Source organism: Candidatus Enterococcus courvalinii (genome assembly GCF_017315945.1).
In the GTDB taxonomy this organism is placed as follows: domain Bacteria; phylum Bacillota; class Bacilli; order Lactobacillales; family Enterococcaceae; genus Enterococcus_B; species Enterococcus_B courvalinii.
This window is the reverse complement of record NZ_JAFLWI010000025.1, coordinates 16,602-35,182: the sequence shown is the minus strand read 5'-3', so window position 1 is coordinate 35,182 and position 18,581 is coordinate 16,602. Positions and strand designations below refer to the sequence as shown.

Genomic DNA, 18,581 nt, shown 5'->3' with positions numbered 1-18,581 from the left:
GAGATAGCCAATGTTTTTTTATAGTACGCTCATGACAGCGGTTAGTACGACTGAACCAACAGTTAAAATCAACATTGTCCAAATGACTACTTTTGTTACTTTAGAAAAAGTACTTGTTTGCTTTTTATTATTCATCGCGTTCATCCTTAAGTTAGATTCATTAGCAATAGTGTACAACCTTTTATGTTTTTGTTCAAGTTACGAAGTAAATTTCTTAATATTAAAAATAAAATATTTAAGAATGTCTTTTTTAAAACGGTGGTTCAGACCGAAAAATTATGATAAGCTCTTTTTTAGATGTTGTTTAATGACCTCTGTCAAATGATTTGCTAGTTGTCTAAAATAATCTGACTGTAATAAACAAGAAACAAAAGTGGTCATCTAAAAATGATAATCACAATAAATTAAATAAAATGAAATAGTTGTGTAAAGTATTTGCAGTATACTTAGAGCAATTAGAAAGAAGGAGTTTCATCACATGGGTACTTTTACGCCAATAGTCTTATTTTGGTATATCTTTCCGGCAATCGTTTTATTTGGTTGCCAATTTTTAGTGCGAATCTTTGCATTGAATCGTCGCTTTAATTTAAAGGCTCCTGATTTAGCTATCCCATTTCTATGGGGAGGAATGCATGAACTTTCAAGAAATATGGGAACCATTTCGGTTTTACCCTTTTTTATTATTTCTGTCCTGCTTTTAGGAATTTGTATTGCCGTTTTTCAGGCATACTATTATGAAGAAATTGTTTATTCCCGTTATCTGAAAATGACGTGGCGATTAACTTTTTTACTAACGATCATTTTGTATTTAGTGCTCATTGTGTTTAACATTGTGAGTTATTTATAACATCAAAAAAGCTGTGGAGAGTCTTTTAAAAGATTTTTCACAGCTTGATTTTTTAAAAAATAGTTAATGTAAAAAAAGTTCGTCTCAGATTTTCCAGAAAAGGTGGTAGAAAGTGGGGGATTGTGGTAGACTAATTTTAGTTAGTGGAGGAATGGGGGTAGTTTCAATGTTTATGGGCGAATATCGGCATAATATTGATACAAAAGGTCGTCTGATCGTGCCTTCAAAACTTCGTGATGAGCTTGGTGAAAAGTTCGTACTAACTCGTGGTTTAGATGGCTGTCTTTTTGGCTATCCAATGAGCGAGTGGGAGAACTTAGAAGATAAGCTTAGCGAAATGCCGTTGACCAAAAAAGATGCACGTACTTTTGTGCGGTTTTTTTACTCGGCTGCCACTGAATGCGAACTTGATAAACAAGGTCGTATCAACATTCCCAGCACTTTGAGAAGTCATGCAAGTCTAGAAAAGGAATGCGTAGTGATTGGTGTTTCAAATCGAATCGAAATTTGGGACGAAACACGTTGGCAAACGTTTTCTGATGAAGCTGAAAGTAACTTCGATGAAATTGCTGAAAATATGATTGATTTTGGACTATAGAATAGGAAGAGGCTGACCAATGACTGAAACATTTCAACACTATACAGTCATGTTGAAGGAAACCGTAGATGGCTTGAACGTTAAACCAAACGGAATTTATGTAGACTGTACTTTAGGCGGTGCCGGACATAGTGAATATTTACTAAGCCAATTGAACACCGATGGGCATCTTTACGCTTTTGATCAGGATCAAAAGGCAATTGACCATGCAAAACAACGGTTAGCGCCATATGTTGAAAAAGGAATGGTTACTTTTATCAAAGCTAATTTTAGGGAGTTAGAGCTTCAGTTGGCTGAACGAGAAGTGACAGAAGTCGATGGGATCTTGTATGACTTAGGTGTTTCTTCACCTCAATTAGATGAGGCGGAACGTGGGTTTAGCTACCACCAAGATGCACCATTAGATATGCGAATGGATCAGTCAGCACCAATTTCTGCTTTTAATGTTATCAATGAATATTCTTATCAAGAACTGGTAAAAATTTTCTTTCGTTATGGTGAAGAAAAATTTTCGAAACAAATTGCTCGTGAAATCGAGCGTGTACGAAAAGAAAAGCCAATCGAAACAACTGGCGAATTAGTTGAAATCATCAAACGTGTGATTCCAGCTCCAGCTAGAAGAAAAGGTGGCCATCCTGCGAAAAGAATTTTTCAAGCAGTACGAATTGCGGTAAATGATGAACTTGGAGCAGAGGAAACTTCTTTGGAACAAGCAATCAAACTATTGAAATTAAATGGTCGAATCAGTGCAATTACGTTCCATTCATTAGAAGATCGAATTGTTAAAAGCTTATTTAAAGAATACAGTACAGTGAAAGATTTACCACCGGGATTACCGGTGGTTCCTGATGAGTTTCAACCAGAACTAAAAGTAATCACCAGAAAGCCAATTCTTCCATCTGAAGAAGAATTAGCTGAAAATAATCGTTCACGCAGTGCAAAACTGCGAATTGCGGAAAAAATACGAGTGAAAGAGGAGTAGAACAATGGCAGAACTAAAGAGAGCACATGAATATCCATATGATTTCCCTGACATGGTGGATCAAGCTGAACAACTGCCAGATTCTAGTCAAGAGATTGTTCTACCTCAATCACCAGCTAGACGGTTGAAACGAATCTCTAATTTGGAAAAATTAGTTATCAGTGGTCTAATCGTTGCGTTAATTTCTTTGTCTGTCTTAACGATTATGTTAAGAACCAATATTAGCGGTGCAGAGCAAGCTATTACTTCGATTCAAGCAGATATTACTGAAAAGAAAACAGAAAAAACAACTTTAGAACAAGAAAAGAATGAACTTTCGCGTACAGAACGCGTGAAACAAATCGCAGAAGAAAAAGGATTGTCCATTAATGACGACAATTTAAGGAAAGTGAAGTAAATGAGTCTTAAAAATAAATTTCGGCGGTTTATGGAAAAGAAAAATCAAAATCCGATGAACAATCGCAAAAAAGTAGGTATCATTTTATTTGCTACGAGTATTGTGTTGTTCTTTTTATTTGCCGTCCGTTTCTCGTACATTATAATAGGTGGTCATGTGGCTGGTACTTCGTTATCTGAAAAAACAGAACAACTTTACAGAGGTAGTGAAGTTGTGCAGGCGAAACGGGGCACAATTTATGACCGAAATGGTGTTGCAATTGCTGAAGATGCGACCTCTTATTCCATCAAAGCGATTCTTTCAAAAACATATACATCTGAAAATAAAAAACTTTATGCTCAAGAAAAAGATTTTAGTAAGATTGCAACAATTTTAAGTGATAATTTATCAATTAAGAAAAGTGCTGCACTTAAAATCTTAAAAAATGGAGCAGATAATGAGTTATATCAAGTTGAGTTTGGAAATTACGGGCAGAATATCACTCAGGAAACAAAGCAGACGATCGAAGCACAAATGAAAGAAGCTGGTTTAGCTGGTCTTTACTTTGATGCACACAAATCGCGTATGTATCCAAATGGTATTTTTTCTTCCCATTTTATTGGATTTGCAATTCCTAATAAAGAAGGCGACGGGTTAGTCGGTAGTTTGGGACTAGAATCGGCTTACAATGATATTTTAACTGGGAAAGATGGCAAGATTGTTTATCAAAAAGACAAGTATCAAAACCCTTTACCAGGGACTGTTGCTGATGAAGTTGCTTCTAAAGATGGTCAAGATATCTACACCACTCTAGATAGTAGATTACAAAGTTATTTAGAAACATTGATGGATCAAGTTAATCAAGAATATCAGCCTGAAGAGCTAACTGCTGTTTTAATGGAAGCTAAAACTGGTGAAATCGTAGCAATGGGTCAACGTCCAACCTTTAACCCTGAAACAATGGAGGGATTAAAAGACGAAAATGCTGTTTGGCGTAATTTCTTAGTTCAAGATCGTTATGAGCCGGGTTCGACAATGAAAGTCTTTACTACTGCTGCGGCTATTGAGGAAGGCGAATATAACGAAAACGAAACATTTGTTTCTGGAAAAATCGCTGTAGCAGATGCAACCATTAATGACCATGACTTTGGAGAAAAAGGTGTATTGACAATGCGTCAAGCTCTTTCTTGGTCAAGTAACGTTGGGATGGTTATTTTAGAACAAAGACTAGGTGGACGTTGGTACAACTATCTTCAAAAGCTTGGCTTTGGTCAAAGTACTCACTCTGGATTAGATGATGAAAATGCAGGCACATTGCCAACAGAAAATATTGTTGACCGTGCAATGAGTGCGTATGGTCAAGCAATTGGTGTGACTAACTTCCAAATGATGAAGGCATTTTCTTCAATTGCTAACAATGGAACGATGCTTCAACCTAGATTCATCAGTAAAATCGTTGATCCACAAACTGGAGAAGAGCGAACATCTCAAACAGAAGTATTAGGACAACCATATTCAAAAGAAACAACAGAAAAAGTACGTGAATATATGCGTGATGTTGTTGAAAGCGAAAATTATGGAAGTGCCTATGGCGTTTATTCCGTACCAGGATATAACGTATCAGCAAAAACTGGTACAGCACAGATTGCTTCTGATTCTGGTGGTTACCAAGTGGGAGATACTTCTTATCTTTATTCAATCGTTGAAATGGTTCCTTCAGAAGATCCTGAATACGTTCTTTATTTAACAATGAAACATCCAAAAACCTACGATCGAATGGCTCTGGCAAAAATTGCTAACCCATTGATGAAACGAGCAATGGACTTCAAAGAAACAGAGGGCGACACCAAAGAAAAGACGGATCAGACAGAAAAAGTAGTGGTTGCTGATTATCGCAATTTAGAATCAGATGTTGCTGCAGCCGATGCACAAAAAAGTGGCTTACAGCCAGTAGTGATTGGTAACGGAAAGAAAGTTATCAAACAATCAACTTCCAACGGTGATAAACTTATTTTGGGTGAAAAATTGATTCTACAAACGGGCGGCGATGAGCTGATGCCTGATGTTACTGGTTGGTCAAAAGCTGATATTATGAAGTTAGGCAAAATTCTTGGTATCGAAGTCACTTTTGATGGTGATGGCTATTGCACGGAGCAAAGTCTCGCACCGTATGAAAAAATTACAGATAAAAAATTACACTTTACTTTAAAAGAGTAAGAAAAGAAATAGGAGAGAAAACAGCATGGAATGGACACAAGCATTAATCCCCATTGTGAGTAGCTGTGCAATGACAGTTGCAGTAATGCCATTGTTTATTGGCTACTTTCAAATGAAAAAACAAGGACAGGCGATTCGTGAAGAAGGACCTAAATGGCATAACATCAAAGCCGGGACTCCGACAATGGGTGGCTTAGTGTTCCTGATTGCAGCAATTTTAACTGGTATTTGGGTGGGAGCATGGCAAAATCAACTAACACCAATACTTTTTATATTGTTATTTGTTTTAGCGTTATATGGTGCGATTGGGTTTTTAGATGACTTTATTAAAGTTTTTAAAAAAAGAAATATGGGATTAAATTCCATACAAAAATTGATTGGTCAAATTATTGGTGGGATAGCTTTTTATCTTGTTTATCGTTCTGAAGGTTATCCAGGTGTACTTAACTTTTTTGGATTAGAAATTGGTTTAGGAGTTTTCTATGGTCTATTCGCAATTTTCTGGTTAGTTGGTTTTTCAAATGCAGTCAATTTAACAGATGGAATCGATGGGTTAGTTGCAGGATTAGGAACGATATCTTTTGCAACGTATGCTCTTATTGCTTGGCATCAAAATCAATTAGATGTTTTGATTATTTGCTTAAGTGTTGTTGGTGGTTTGATTGGTTTCTTTGCTTACAATCACAAACCTGCGAAAATCTTTATGGGAGATGTGGGTTCTTTAGCCTTAGGTGGTTTGCTAGCAGCAATCTCAATGATGCTAAATCAAGAATGGACGTTGTTATTAGTTGGCTTGATTTATGTTATGGAAACAGCAAGTGTAATGTTACAAGTAACTTCATTTAAGTTAACTGGAAAACGAATTTTCAAAATGTCACCGATTCATCATCACTTTGAAATGAGTGGTTGGTCTGAATGGAAAATTGATATTGTTTTTTGGTTAGTTAGTTTAGTAACATCACTCATTACATTATGGCTTGTTTGGTAGGAGATGACAGGAAATGAAAAAAATCACAACATATGAAAATAAAAAAGTCCTAGTCTTAGGACTTGCAAAAAGCGGATTTAGTGCGGCCAAATTGTTACATGAATTGGGCGCACTTGTCACCGTTAATGACGGAAAACCTTTCGATGAAAATCCAGAGGCACAAGATTTATTAGCTTTAGGAATTAAAGTAGTCACAGGAAGTCACCCAATTGAGCTATTAGATGAAGATTTTTCTGTAATGGTAAAGAATCCTGGCATTCCATATAATCATCCATTGGTAGCGAAGGCACAAGAAATGGGTATTCCGGTAATTACGGAAGTTGAGTTAGCTTACGAGGTAGCGGAATGTCCAATTATTGGTATTACTGGAACGAATGGAAAAACAACAACAACAACAATGACAGGATTATTATTAAATGCAGGAAAAAGTAAGGGAATGGCTCGTTTAGCTGGAAATATTGGCTATCCAGCAAGCAGCGTAGCTCAGGAAGCACAAGCAGACGATAAAATCGTTATGGAATTGTCAAGTTTCCAATTAATGGGTATTACAGATTTCCATCCGAGCATAGCAGTTATTACAAATATTTATGAAGCCCATATCGACTATCATGGAACACGTGAAGAGTATGTAAAAGCAAAATGGGAAATTCAAAAAAACATGACAACGGCAGATTATCTAATTTTGAATTGGAACCAAGAAGAACTACGAATGTTGGCTCAAGCAACTCAAGCACAGGTCCTACCTTTTTCAACAACAGAAGTGCTAGAACAAGGTGCATATTGTACAGATGGTATCATTTACTATAATCAAGAAAAAATTATGGATGCTTCAGATTTGGGTGTTCCTGGCGCACATAACATTGAAAATGCTTTGGCGGCAATTACGGTTGCTAAACTATATGGTGTCTCTACAGAAGCAATTAAGCAAACACTTCGTTTGTTCCATGGTGTGCCTCATCGTACTCAATATGTAGGAGAAATCCAAGGAAGAAAATTTTATAATGATTCTAAAGCAACGAATATCTTAGCAACGGAAATGGCACTAAGTGGTTTTGTTCCAGAAAAAATGATTTTATTAGCTGGTGGATTGGACCGAGGTAATAGTTTTGATGAACTAGTTCCGTCTCTGAAAAATCTAAAAGCATTGATTGCGTTTGGTGAAACGAAACATAAACTAGTTGAAGCTGGTCAAAAGGCTGGTATTCAAGTGATTGAAATAACAGAAAATGTTGAGACAGCTGTGCCACTTGCATTAGAGTTAAGCGATGAAGGAGACGTTATTTTGTTATCTCCAGCGAATGCAAGTTGGGATCAATATCCTAACTTCGAGATTCGCGGTGCGCGCTTCATGGAAGCTGTCAATAAATTAAAATAGAAAAGAAACGAGCGATAAAAATGAAAATTTTGGTTACAGGCGGCGGAACAGGTGGTCATATCTATCCAGCATTAGCCTTTGTTAATTATGTGAAGTCTCAAGATCAAGATGCTGAGTTTATGTATGTCGGGGCAAAACGAGGATTAGAAAATAAAATTGTTCCAGAGACTGGTATTCCTTTTCATACTTTAGAAATTCAAGGATTCAAACGAAAATTATCATTTGATAATGTGAAAACAGTCCAACTCTTTTTGCAAAGTATTCGCCAAGCAAAAAAAATCTTGAAAGATTTTCAACCAGATGTGGTGATTGGAACAGGTGGCTATGTTTCAGGTGCCGTTGTATATGCTGCGGCAAAGTTAAACATTCCAACAATCATTCATGAACAAAATAGTGTTCCAGGAATTACGAATAAATTTCTTAGTCGTTATGTTAATAAGATCGCTCTTTCTTTCCAGGATGCAGCACAATTTTTTCCAGAAGAAAAGTCAAGTCTGATAGGTAATCCTCGCGCACAAGAAGTCGCTGACACACCAAAATCGACTATTTTAGCCAATTTTGGATTAGCGACAGACAAAAAAACGGTTCTGATTTTTGGCGGAAGCCAAGGCGCTCTGAAGTTAAATGAAGCAGTAATGGAGTTTCTGGAAAATTTTGATGATGATAATTATCAAGTACTATACGCTTCAGGTGATCGCTATTATGAACAAATTAAAAGTCAAGTCGATGTTACCAAACAAAGCAATGTCAGTATCCAGCCGTATATTCGACAAATGGCTGAAGTGATGGCAAATAGTGATTTACTTGTAGGGAGAGCGGGGGCAACTTCTATTGCTGAATTTACAGCACTAGGATTACCAGCAATTTTGATTCCAAGCCCTTACGTGACCAATGACCATCAAACAAAAAATGCGCAAAGTTTAGTGAATGCAGGTGCCGCAAAAATGATTGCAGATAGTGAACTAACAGGCGAATCTTTAGGAACAGCAATCACTGAAATCATGAAAAATGAAACAGTGCAGCAACAAATGTCCAAAGCTTCAAAAGAGCAAGGAATGCCGGATGCATCTAAGCGTTTATATGAACTAGTTCAAACTGTTATTAAAAAGTAAAAGGTGGTGGTCTTAGTGAGTAAAAAGAAAGAACCAAATGATTTACCGAAATCATCTGATAACCAGGATGAATTAACTCCGTGGCAAAAGGCCAACCAAAAATATTTAGCTGAACATCATAAAAAAGACGACGAACTTCGCAATCATTCAGATGAATCTGATGAGAATCAAGAAAAACAGTTAGAAGATTCGTCCGACAAAGTTGAGACGGATGAACTTCCAGCATTTTTGACTGAACCAGAAGAATCAACTAAACAGACAGGACCATATAACGGTTCCTTCTTAAATCGATTGCCTAATTTAAAAAATCAGCGTAACAAAGTCTTGACGCGCAGACTATCATTGATTATTACAATTTTAGGGATTCCATTGTTATTTTTGATTTATTATATTTCTCCGTATAGTAAGCTAGAAGCAGTTGCAGTAACCGGTAATGAACTTATCCCTAGTGAGACGGTCATTACTGAATCAAAATTAAAGATTGGCGACAATTTGTGGACACAATATTGGAACAAGGATCGATATGTCAAAGAATTGAAAACCGAACAGCCTCGAGTGAAAACAGCAAAAATCAGTTTCCATTCGATTAATCAATTTGAATTAGCCATTACAGAATATAAAGATATTGCGCTGATTGCTACGGAAAACAAGTATTATCCAGTACTCGAGAATGGCATTGTTTTAGATCAAAAAGTGGACAATCCTACAAAAAATCTACCGATTCTTGAGGAATTTAAAAGTGATGCAAAAATCAAGGCATTGGTAGAGCAATATAATCAACTTTCTGCCGAACTACAAAAAGCTATTTCAGAGATCAAATATGCACCTACAGAAAGTAATGAAAACTTACTTCAGATGAACATGAACGATGGTAATCAAGTACTTGTGAATATTACGAATCTAGCTAGTCAAATGAAATATTATCCACAAGTTGCCAAAGAAATGAAAGAAAATGGTGTGATTGACATGGAGGTTGGAATTTTCTCTTATCCCTACTCAAATAGTGAAGAAGAGCAAACAGAAACTTCTACTGATGAAAAAGGAACTCAAAATACTGATACATCAACAGAAATAGAGTCTGGAGAGTCAAGTGAGTCCAGCCAACAAGCTGATGAGTCAACACCATCTTCCATCAGTTCAATCGAAAATCAATAAAACAACCTTAAAAAGTGATAATCTACTTTCTAAAAACTATAAATTTATGGTAGAATTGAAAGCAGTGAATATCTATAATATAGTATATTTAAAAACGAACGTTAGTTGTTCGCTTGTATATGGAATAGTAAGTAGGAGGGAATCCCATTCATGGCAAAAACAGGAATGTATGTAGGCCTTGATATTGGAACGACATCTGTCAAAGTTGTCGTGGCTGAATATATCGACAGCCAAATGAATATTATTGGAGTAGGAAACGCAAAATCAGAAGGGATTAACCGCGGCATTATCGTTGATATTGATAAAACAGTTCAAGCGATTCAACGTGCAGTACGACAAGCAGAAGAAAAAGCAGGCATTCAAATTAAGGGTGTCAGCGTAGGGTTACCTGCAAATATGCTTGAAGTCGAAAATTGCCAAGGAATGATTGCAGTAAATGGGGATTCAAAAGAAATCACCGATGAAGATGTCAGAAATGTGGCTTCAGCTGCCCTTGTTCGTTCAATTCCTCCTGAACGTCAGATCGTGTCAATTTTGCCACAAGACTTTACTGTAGATGGTTTTGAAGGGATTAGAGATCCTCGAGGAATGATCGGTGTGCGATTAGAGATGTTTGGTTTATTATTTACTGGACCAAAAACAATTGTTCATAATATTAGAAAATGTGTCGAAAAAGCAGGTTTAATTGTCAACGAATTAGTTATCACACCGTTAGCTTTAACGGAAACGATTCTTTCTGATGGAGAAAAAGATTTTGGAACGATTGTTATTGACATGGGTGGTGGCCAAACTACAACGGCCGTTATGCATGACAAACAATTGAAATTTACAAACACAGACCAAGAAGGTGGCGAATTTGCCACTAAAGATATCTCTATCGTTTTGAACACTTCCTTCAACAATGCAGAAGCATTAAAAATCAATTATGGTGATGCATATCCAGAAAGAACGTCAGAAAACGAAGAATTTCCTGTGGATGTAATTGGACAATCAGAACCTGTTAAAGTTGATGAACGTTATCTATCAGAAGTAATTTCAGCTCGCATGGAACAGATCTTTAATAAAGCAAAAGATGCTTTGGATCAAATCGAAGCGTTGGAATTACCTGGTGGCGTCATATTAACAGGCGGTGCGGCTAGCTTGCCAGGCGTGGTTGAACTAGCACAAGAAATTTTTGGTGTTAACGTAAAACTGTATGTTCCTAATCATATGGGACTAAGAAATCCAGTCTTTACAAACGTCATTAGTATTGTTGATTACTCAGCAAATTTAAGCGAGGTATATCAACTTGCTAAATCAGCAGTTACTGGCGAAACAGCCATTCAGCATGTATCAGTTACTGAACATGAAGCACCTTCATATGACTCTTACGAATCAGCTGAAGAAGTAACTTATGAAGAACCAGAAGAAAAAAAATCTGGTGAAAACGTAACAAGTAAAATCAAAGGTTTCTTTACAAATATTTTTGATTAATTCATCCTGGGAGGAATAAAACATGGAATTCTCAATTGATAATAATATCAATGACGGCGCAGTTATCAAAGTCATCGGTGTCGGCGGCGGCGGCGGTAATGCTGTAAACCGTATGATTGAAGAAAACGTTAAAGGTGTTGAGTTCATCACAGCCAACACAGACGTTCAAGCATTAAAAAATTCAAAGGCTGAAACTGTTATTCAATTAGGCCCTAAATATACACGCGGTCTTGGTGCTGGTTCTCAACCAGAAGTTGGCCAAAAAGCTGCTGAAGAAAGTGAACAATCATTGCGCGAAGCTTTAGATGGTGCAGACATGATTTTTATCACTGCTGGAATGGGTGGTGGTACTGGTACTGGTGCTGCACCAATCGTAGCAGGGATTGCCAAAGAATTAGGTGCTTTGACAGTGGGTGTTGTTACACGACCATTTACTTTTGAAGGACCTAAACGAGGACGTTTTGCTGCTGAAGGTATTGCTCGTTTGAAAGAAAATGTCGATACATTATTGATTATTTCAAACAATCGTTTACTTGAAGTTGTTGATAAAAAAACTCCGATGCTTGAAGCATTCCGTGAAGCAGATAATGTTTTACGACAAGGGGTTCAAGGGATCTCTGATTTAATCACTGCACCAGGCTATGTCAATCTAGACTTTGCTGATGTTAAAACAGTGATGGAGAACCAAGGAACTGCACTAATGGGAATTGGTGTTGCTAGCGGTGAAGAACGTGTCGTTGAAGCAACGAAGAAAGCTATTTCTTCTCCACTTCTTGAAACATCCATCGATGGAGCAGAACAAGTATTGTTGAACATTACTGGTGGGTTAGATATGACTTTATTTGAAGCACAAGATGCTTCTGATATTGTTGCTAATGCTGCTACAGGTGATGTAAACATTATCTTAGGTACATCAATTAACGAAGAATTGGGCGATGAAATCCGCGTAACGGTTATTGCAACAGGTATTGATGAGTCAAAAAAGGAGCGTAAGTCTAGCCGTCCAGCTAGACAACAAATGCAATCACAAGCTCAAAAACCTATCTTAGATATGGACCAAGCAAAACCGACTTCGACTGAAGATGAAAACAGCTTTGGCGATTGGGATATCAGACGTGAACAAAATGTCCGTCCTAAAGTTGAAGAATCAAATTTTGATCATGTTGAAAAAAAAGACTTTGATACATTCAGCCGCGAAGAAACAAAAGCGAATGACGATGACGAATTAAATACGCCACCGTTCTTCCGTCGCAAGCGATAAAGGAGAGGATAGAGCACATGATTGCTGACAACTTGCAAGAAATTGAGCAAGAAATTCAGGATTCGTGTGCTCTTGTTCATCGAAATCCGAAAGAAGTTCAATTAGTTGCTGTAACAAAATCAGTTGATTCAGATACAACCAAACAACTTGTTGAAGCGGGGGTTTTGCATTGTGCAGAAAACCGTGTGGACAAATTATTACAGAAGAAGCAAGACTTAGTTAATTTTCCTGAAATAAAATGGCATTTGATTGGTAATTTACAGCGTAGGAAGGTAAAATTAATTGTAAATGAAATTGATTATTTTCATGCGTTGGATAGTTTGAAATTAGCAGAAGAAATTCAAAAGCGAGCTCAGAAAGAATTGGCTTGCTTTATTGAGGTAAATGTATCAGGTGAGGAATCCAAACATGGAATTACGCCCGATGAGTTACTTTCATTTGTTGAATCTTTAGGTGATTATTCAAAAATCAAGGTAATTGGCTTGATGACTATGGCCCCCAAAGATGCTTCTGTTGAACAAATCCACAAAGTATTTGGAACACTTGAAAACTTACGTAACCTTGTTCATCAGCAAGGATTTACTCATGCACCGTGTGAAGAATTAAGTATGGGAATGAGTCAAGATTTTCCGATTGCGATACAAGAAGGAGCAACATTTATCCGTGTAGGTACAGCGCTATTCAAGGACAAATAAGGGAGGAAGAGTCATGCCACTTTTAAATAGAGGAGCAATTGCTAATTTTTTCGGATTAGCCGATGAAGAAGAGTACGAATATCCAGATTTTCCTGAAACAAAAAAACAAACGGTGACTCAGTCACAAACACAAAAAACGGTAAAACCAACAGTTAACAAACCAACGCGTGAGGCAACTCAAACAGTTACCAACCATTCGCATTACGCGACACGTGAGGAAAAACCAACTGTTGAGCAAAAGAAAGTAATTGAGCTTCGTCAAGCTCCAACACGACCAGTGAAACAAGAAGAAAAAACTGCTCGTCAATCTTATGAACCCAAAACCAATTTGGCAAATAAAATCACAGTGATGGAACCACGTGCGTATTCAGAAGCAATGATGATTGCAAAAAAAATCATTGCTGGTGAAGCAACATTAGTGAACTTTCATTTAGTGGAAGAAAAACAAGCGCGTCGCATTGTTGATTTCTTAACTGGAACAGTTTATGCATTGGATGGAGATATCAAACGGGTTGGCGATGAAATTTTTCTTTGTACACCAACTGGTATGGAAATTGATAGTTCAACTGCTCAAACATTCGCAGATGCAAATATTTTTGATCTGTAAGAGGAGGAAGGACCATTTTAATTTATCGTTTGCTTAATTTACTTAATGATGCAGTTTATCTATATACTATTTTATTAGTTATTTATGCGTTGTTATCTTGGTTTCCTGGCGGGTATCAATCTGCTTTTGGGAAATTTTTATCGAGAATCTGTGAACCATATCTTAGCTTGTTTGATCGATTAAACTTACGTTTTGGACCAATCGACCTTACAATCATGGTGGCAGTTATCGTTTTGAACCTAGCTAGCCAAGGACTAACGATGATTATTGTTTCACTTTTATAGTTTTTAGGAGGTGAGTATCATGGATGAAAATATCTACCAACATTTTCGAACGGAAGAACGAACATTTATTGATTCGGTGGGTGACTGGATTGAGCAAGTACAAAGCCAATACGCACCGTACTTAACTGATTTCTTAGATCCAAGACAAGCTTATATTTTGGAAACTTTGATTCGGCAAGACAGTGAGTTGCGTTTCACGTTTTATGGTGGGTATGAACAAGCAGAGAGAAAACGATGCTTGATTTATCCAGAGTATTACGAACCTGCTGAAGACGATTTTGAAGTGAGCTTGTACGAGGTACACTATCCCAGTAAGTTCGCTAGCTTAAGTCATGGAAAGATATTAGGTACATTGGTAGGTACCGGCATTAAACGTGCTTATTTTGGAGATATTATCTCAGATGGTGAACGATGGCAAATCTTTGTTGCAAGAGAAATTGAACACTTTGTTGTTGCTCAAATAACGAAAATTGGAAAAGTAACGGCTCGTTTAGAACCAATTGCTTATACAGAAATGTTATTGCCAAAAGATAGTTGGACACAAGAAAGAGGAACAGTTACTTCGATGCGACTTGATAGCGTCATTTCAGAAATCTATAATATTTCTAGACAAAGGTCGAAACAATTGATTGAATCTGGTAAAGTAAAAGTGAACTGGACGGAAAACACACGACCAGATTTTATTCTTGAATTATTAGATATTGTTTCGATTCGTGGTTATGGGCGAATCCAGATTCAAGAGCTTGAGGGAAAAACGAAAAAAGAAAAATATAGGGTATTATTTGGTGTATTACGCAAATAAAACAAAGAGGTGGTTTATTCATGGCTTTAACTCCATTAGATATTCAAAATAAAACATTCCCAACGAAAATGCGTGGGTATAATCAAGATGAAGTAGATGATTTTCTAGATTTAGTTGTTCGTGACTATGAGGAAGCAACAACTAAAAATCGTGAATTAGAAAAGGCAATTAAACATTCTGAAGAAAAATTAGAGTACTTCAATGAATTAAAAGATGCATTGAATCAATCGATTATTGTTGCACAGGACACAGCTGATAAAGTAAAAACAAGTGCAAGCAAAGAATCTGAAGTAATTGTGACATCTGCTCAAAATAAAGCAGATGAATTGGTTGCTAACGCTGAAAAACGCGCACACCAACTAACAACAGATGCAGAAGAAAAAGCACGTCAAATCTTAACAGATGCGACTGAAAAAGCTAAACAACTTGCAGCAGAAACAGAAGATTTGAAAAAACGCACACGTGTCTTCCATCAACGTATTAGTTTGATGTTAGAATCACAATTAGAACAAGTTAAGAGTCCTGAGTGGGATGAAATTTTACAGCCATTCTCAAGTTATGTGAATGACAGTCATGAAGTGATCAAGGAAGTTTTGGCAAAACAACTTGACAATGAAAATAATCCTGTTGTAAACTCAGAACCAGAAACGTTAGAATCTCCAGCAGTTCAAACATTCGATACGAGAGAAATTGATCTCTCTGTTATTGCTGACGAAAACGAGTAGAACAGAAAAGCACTTTGAATTCTTTTTAGCGAGCCAATGGTAGTGTGAGTTTGGCAAGACCCTCCAAAGTGAAAGATCCTCTACCTCAATTATTTCTGAAATAAAAGTAAGAAGTAACGGCTGACCTCGTTATTGGTCTCGAAGAAGTTACGCTTTTTGTAACTTAAATTTGGGTGGTACCACGGCATGTTCGTCCCTTTGGGATGCACATGCCTTTTTTTGCGTTTAGAAAAAAATCAAAGGAGTGAAGTTCTTTTATGAAAATGAAAGAGACACTACAATTAGGAAAAACAAAATTTCCTATGCGTGGTAATTTGCCTAACCGTGAAGGTGAATGGCAAAAAGAATGGGAAGAAGTAGGCATCTACCAGAAAAGACAAGAATTAAATGAAGGCAAACCAAGTTTTATTCTACATGATGGACCTCCCTATGCGAACGGTAATATTCATTTAGGTCACTCTTTGAATAAAATTAGTAAAGATATTATCATTCGCTCAAAATCAATGTCTGGATTCCGCGCACCTTACGTTCCAGGCTGGGATACACATGGATTGCCAATCGAACAAGTTTTAGCAAATAAAGGCATCAAACGTAAAGAAATGCCAATCACAGAGTATTTAGAAAAATGTCGTGAGTATGCACTTTCTCAAGTCGACAAACAACGTGAGGATTTTAAACGTCTAGGTGTCGCTGGAGACTGGGAACATCCATATGTAACATTGGACCCATCATACGAAGCAGCACAAATTCGTGTGTTTGGAAAAATGGCAGAAAAAGGGTACATCTATAAAGGATTAAAACCAATTTATTGGTCTCCATCAAGTGAATCTTCTCTTGCTGAAGCTGAAATCGAATATAAAGATGTAAAATCACCATCAATCTTTGTTGCTTTTAAAGTGAAAGATGGCAAAGGAATCTTAGATGAAGGTACTTCATTTGTTATTTGGACAACAACACCATGGACTTTACCAGCAAATCAAGGAATCGCTGTAAATGAAAACTTTGTTTATGTTTTAGTTGAAGCTGATGGACGAAAATTTGTTGTAGCAAAAGATCTATTAGAAAAAGTTCAAGCTGAAATTGGTTGGGAAAATGTTACTGTACTGAAAGAAATTTCTGGTAAAGACATGGAATTTATGACAGCACAGCATCCTTTTTATGATCGTGAATCTGTAGTCATCTTAGGTGACCATGTAACTTTAGAAGCAGGGACTGGTTTAGTTCACACGGCTCCTGGACATGGGGAAGATGACTACATTGCGGGGAATAAATATAAATTACCAGTTGTTTCACCAGTGGATTCTAAAGGTGTGTTTACGGATGAAGCACCAGGTTTTGAAGGTGTTTTTTATGACAAAGCAAATCCAATGATTACAGAATTACTTGAAGAAAAAGGCGCGCTCTTAAAATTAGAATTCTTTACACATAGCTATCCGCACGACTGGCGTACAAAAAAACCAGTTATCTATCGTGCAACACCACAATGGTTTGCATCAATTGATGACTTCCGTCAAAATATTTTGGCTGAAGTTGAAAATGTGAACTGGATTATTCCATGGGGTAAGACTCGTTTGTATAACATGATTCGTGACCGTGGAGACTGGGTTATCTCTCGTCAACGTGCTTGGGGTGTACCATTACCAATTTTCTATGCGGAAAATGGTGAAGCAATCATTACACCAGAAACAATTGAGCACGTGGCAAAATTATTTGCAGAACATGGTTCAATCATTTGGTTTGAAAAAGAAGCAAAAGATCTTTTACCACAAGGCTTCACACATCCTGGTTCACCAAATGGCGAGTTTACCAAAGAAACAGATATCATGGATGTTTGGTTCGACTCTGGTTCTTCACATGAAGCAGTTTTACGTCAACGCCCAGAATTATCATTTCCAGCAGATATGTATTTGGAAGGTTCTGACCAATACCGTGGCTGGTTCAACTCAAGCATTACAACAAGTGTGGCAATCAATGGTGTAGCACCATATCGCTCAGTTCTTTCTCAAGGTTTCACACTGGATGGTGAAGGACGCAAGATGAGTAAATCTTTAGGAAATACGATTGTTCCTGATAAAGTTATCAAACAATTTGGTGCAGATATTCTGCGTTTATGGGTTTCAAGTGTTGATTATGAAGCTGATGTTCGCGTTTCAATGGATATCTTAGGACAAGTAGCTGAAGTATACCGCAAAATCAGAAATACGATGCGTTTCTTGATTGCTAATACAGAAGATTTTGATCCAAAACAAGATGCAGTTTCTTACGATGAATTACGTTCCGTTGATAAATATATGACTGTTCGCTTGAACCAAGTGATTAAAGAAATTCGTGATGAAGGTTATGAAAAATATAATTTCATGCATATTTATCGTACAGTAATGAACTTCTTAACTGTGGATCTATCTGCTTTCTATTTAGATTTTGCCAAAGATGTTGTTTATATTGAGTCAGAAAATGACTATCAACGTCGTTGTATGCAAACTGTTTTCTATCAAACGGCTGTAGCATTAACAAAATTGTTAACGCCAATCATTCCTCATACAACAGAGGAAATCTGGTCATTCTTAAAAGAAGAAGAAGACTATGTACAATTGAGTGAATTGCCTGGTTATGAAGAATTTTCAAATCAAGAGGAATTAATGGATACTTGGGAAGCATTTATGGATTTCCGTGATAAAGTGTTGAAAGCTTTGGAAGAAGCACGAAATGCGAAATTGATTGGTAAATCTTTAGAAGCAAAAGTAACTGTTTATCCAAATGAACAAGTTCGTGAATTATTGACAGCAGTAGATGCCGATATTCCACAATTGTTGATTATTTCTCCTGACTATTTTGAAGTTGCCTCTGCAAAAGATGCTGCGCCAGCTGAAGCAGTTGATTTTGAAGATGTCGCGATTTTAGTCGAAAAAGCAGATGGCGAAGTTTGTGATCGTTGTCGCCAAATTCGTAAAGATGTTGGTGTAGATGAAAAATTACCACATTTATGCGGACGTTGTGCTAAAATCGTTGAAGAAAATTATCCAGAAGCTGTTGCAGAAGGATTCGAATAAGAAAAAAGCAAAAAAGAGCTATCCATTTGGTTGG

17 protein-coding genes and 2 pseudogenes are annotated in these 18,581 nt (G+C 37.0%); 18 read left to right on the top strand and 1 reads right to left on the bottom strand.

The features are described from left to right. Positions 1-18: 18 nt before the first annotated feature. Positions 19-135, bottom strand: a complete 117-nt coding sequence (locus JZO71_RS12235) for a DUF4044 domain-containing protein (protein WP_067480532.1) — start codon at positions 133-135, stop codon at positions 19-21. Positions 136-478: 343 nt separating this feature from the next. On the opposite strand from JZO71_RS12235, the gene JZO71_RS12230 reads away from it, so the two are divergent. The 18 genes and pseudogenes from JZO71_RS12230 to ileS all read left to right on the top strand — a co-directional run bounded on the left by JZO71_RS12230 (position 479) and on the right by ileS (position 18,547). Then, positions 479-847 (top strand): DUF3397 domain-containing protein, encoded by a 369-nt coding sequence (locus JZO71_RS12230; protein ID WP_206900049.1) that lies wholly within the window; start codon positions 479-481, stop codon positions 845-847. A 166-nt stretch (positions 848-1,013) separates the two neighbouring features. After that, positions 1,014-1,445: a division/cell wall cluster transcriptional repressor MraZ gene (mraZ, locus tag JZO71_RS12225; protein ID WP_206900052.1), complete on the top strand. Its 432-nt coding sequence runs from the start codon at positions 1,014-1,016 to the stop codon at positions 1,443-1,445. A 19-nt stretch (positions 1,446-1,464) separates the two neighbouring features. Continuing rightward, complete coding sequence (gene rsmH / locus JZO71_RS12220) at positions 1,465-2,427, top strand: 16S rRNA (cytosine(1402)-N(4))-methyltransferase RsmH (protein WP_206900047.1); 963 nt, start codon at positions 1,465-1,467, stop codon at positions 2,425-2,427. Between the two features lie 4 nt (positions 2,428-2,431). Continuing rightward, the gene (gene ftsL / locus JZO71_RS12215) at positions 2,432-2,824 is read left to right on the top strand and encodes a cell division protein FtsL (protein ID WP_206900035.1); all 393 of its coding nucleotides are present in this window, start codon (positions 2,432-2,434) and stop codon (positions 2,822-2,824) included. Further along, positions 2,825-5,020 (top strand): penicillin-binding transpeptidase domain-containing protein, encoded by a 2,196-nt coding sequence (locus JZO71_RS12210; protein ID WP_206900033.1) that lies wholly within the window; start codon positions 2,825-2,827, stop codon positions 5,018-5,020. Between the two features lie 25 nt (positions 5,021-5,045). Further along, on the top strand, positions 5,046-6,008 hold the full coding sequence (gene mraY, locus JZO71_RS12205) for a phospho-N-acetylmuramoyl-pentapeptide-transferase (protein WP_206900031.1): 963 nt from the start codon (positions 5,046-5,048) through the stop codon (positions 6,006-6,008). Between the two features lie 13 nt (positions 6,009-6,021). Then, positions 6,022-7,383, top strand: a complete 1,362-nt coding sequence (gene murD / locus JZO71_RS12200; RefSeq protein ID WP_206900030.1) for a UDP-N-acetylmuramoyl-L-alanine--D-glutamate ligase — start codon at positions 6,022-6,024, stop codon at positions 7,381-7,383. A 20-nt stretch (positions 7,384-7,403) separates the two neighbouring features. Beyond that, positions 7,404-8,495, top strand: a complete 1,092-nt coding sequence (gene murG / locus JZO71_RS12195; protein ID WP_206900028.1) for an undecaprenyldiphospho-muramoylpentapeptide beta-N-acetylglucosaminyltransferase — start codon at positions 7,404-7,406, stop codon at positions 8,493-8,495. 15 nt (positions 8,496-8,510) lie between these two features. Further along, on the top strand, positions 8,511-9,650 hold the full coding sequence (locus JZO71_RS12190; protein WP_206900026.1) for a cell division protein FtsQ/DivIB: 1,140 nt from the start codon (positions 8,511-8,513) through the stop codon (positions 9,648-9,650). Positions 9,651-9,800: 150 nt separating this feature from the next. After that, the gene (gene ftsA / locus JZO71_RS12185) at positions 9,801-11,123 is read left to right on the top strand and encodes a cell division protein FtsA (protein WP_206900024.1); all 1,323 of its coding nucleotides are present in this window, start codon (positions 9,801-9,803) and stop codon (positions 11,121-11,123) included. A 22-nt stretch (positions 11,124-11,145) separates the two neighbouring features. Continuing rightward, a complete protein-coding gene (gene ftsZ, locus JZO71_RS12180) occupies positions 11,146-12,384 on the top strand; it encodes a cell division protein FtsZ (protein ID WP_206900022.1) in 1,239 nt (412 codons plus the stop codon). Between the two features lie 17 nt (positions 12,385-12,401). Then, on the top strand, positions 12,402-13,079 hold the full coding sequence (locus JZO71_RS12175) for a YggS family pyridoxal phosphate-dependent enzyme (protein WP_206900020.1): 678 nt from the start codon (positions 12,402-12,404) through the stop codon (positions 13,077-13,079). 13 nt (positions 13,080-13,092) lie between these two features. Continuing rightward, positions 13,093-13,189: pseudogene (locus tag JZO71_RS12640) on the top strand (cell division protein SepF); the annotation flags it as partial. 122 nt (positions 13,190-13,311) lie between these two features. Beyond that, positions 13,312-13,686 (top strand): annotated as a pseudogene (locus tag JZO71_RS12635) (cell division protein SepF); the annotation flags it as partial. Positions 13,687-13,706: 20 nt separating this feature from the next. Beyond that, positions 13,707-13,970 (top strand): YggT family protein, encoded by a 264-nt coding sequence (locus JZO71_RS12165; RefSeq protein WP_430733290.1) that lies wholly within the window; start codon positions 13,707-13,709, stop codon positions 13,968-13,970. 19 nt (positions 13,971-13,989) lie between these two features. Further along, positions 13,990-14,772 (top strand): YlmH family RNA-binding protein, encoded by a 783-nt coding sequence (locus tag JZO71_RS12160; protein WP_206900017.1) that lies wholly within the window; start codon positions 13,990-13,992, stop codon positions 14,770-14,772. 20 nt (positions 14,773-14,792) lie between these two features. Beyond that, positions 14,793-15,497, top strand: a complete 705-nt coding sequence (locus tag JZO71_RS12155; RefSeq protein WP_206900014.1) for a DivIVA domain-containing protein — start codon at positions 14,793-14,795, stop codon at positions 15,495-15,497. A 257-nt stretch (positions 15,498-15,754) separates the two neighbouring features. Continuing rightward, positions 15,755-18,547, top strand: a complete 2,793-nt coding sequence (gene ileS / locus JZO71_RS12150; protein WP_206900012.1) for an isoleucine--tRNA ligase — start codon at positions 15,755-15,757, stop codon at positions 18,545-18,547. Positions 18,548-18,581: the final 34 nt, after the last annotated feature.

What these genes read in the sequence shown, in the direction of transcription:
- JZO71_RS12235 (WP_067480532.1), bottom strand. Translation starts at nt 135, where the DNA reads ATGAATAATAAAAAGCAAACAAGTACTTTTTCTAAAGTAACAAAAGTA.
- JZO71_RS12230 (WP_206900049.1), top strand. Translation starts at nt 479, where the DNA reads ATGGGTACTTTTACGCCAATAGTCTTATTTTGGTATATCTTTCCGGCA.
- mraZ (WP_206900052.1), top strand. Translation starts at nt 1,014, where the DNA reads ATGTTTATGGGCGAATATCGGCATAATATTGATACAAAAGGTCGTCTG.
- rsmH (WP_206900047.1), top strand. Translation starts at nt 1,465, where the DNA reads ATGACTGAAACATTTCAACACTATACAGTCATGTTGAAGGAAACCGTA.
- ftsL (WP_206900035.1), top strand. Translation starts at nt 2,432, where the DNA reads ATGGCAGAACTAAAGAGAGCACATGAATATCCATATGATTTCCCTGAC.
- JZO71_RS12210 (WP_206900033.1), top strand. Translation starts at nt 2,825, where the DNA reads ATGAGTCTTAAAAATAAATTTCGGCGGTTTATGGAAAAGAAAAATCAA.
- mraY (WP_206900031.1), top strand. Translation starts at nt 5,046, where the DNA reads ATGGAATGGACACAAGCATTAATCCCCATTGTGAGTAGCTGTGCAATG.
- murD (WP_206900030.1), top strand. Translation starts at nt 6,022, where the DNA reads ATGAAAAAAATCACAACATATGAAAATAAAAAAGTCCTAGTCTTAGGA.
- murG (WP_206900028.1), top strand. Translation starts at nt 7,404, where the DNA reads ATGAAAATTTTGGTTACAGGCGGCGGAACAGGTGGTCATATCTATCCA.
- ftsA (WP_206900024.1), top strand. Translation starts at nt 9,801, where the DNA reads ATGGCAAAAACAGGAATGTATGTAGGCCTTGATATTGGAACGACATCT.
- ftsZ (WP_206900022.1), top strand. Translation starts at nt 11,146, where the DNA reads ATGGAATTCTCAATTGATAATAATATCAATGACGGCGCAGTTATCAAA.
- JZO71_RS12175 (WP_206900020.1), top strand. Translation starts at nt 12,402, where the DNA reads ATGATTGCTGACAACTTGCAAGAAATTGAGCAAGAAATTCAGGATTCG.
- JZO71_RS12160 (WP_206900017.1), top strand. Translation starts at nt 13,990, where the DNA reads ATGGATGAAAATATCTACCAACATTTTCGAACGGAAGAACGAACATTT.
- JZO71_RS12155 (WP_206900014.1), top strand. Translation starts at nt 14,793, where the DNA reads ATGGCTTTAACTCCATTAGATATTCAAAATAAAACATTCCCAACGAAA.
- ileS (WP_206900012.1), top strand. Translation starts at nt 15,755, where the DNA reads ATGAAAATGAAAGAGACACTACAATTAGGAAAAACAAAATTTCCTATG.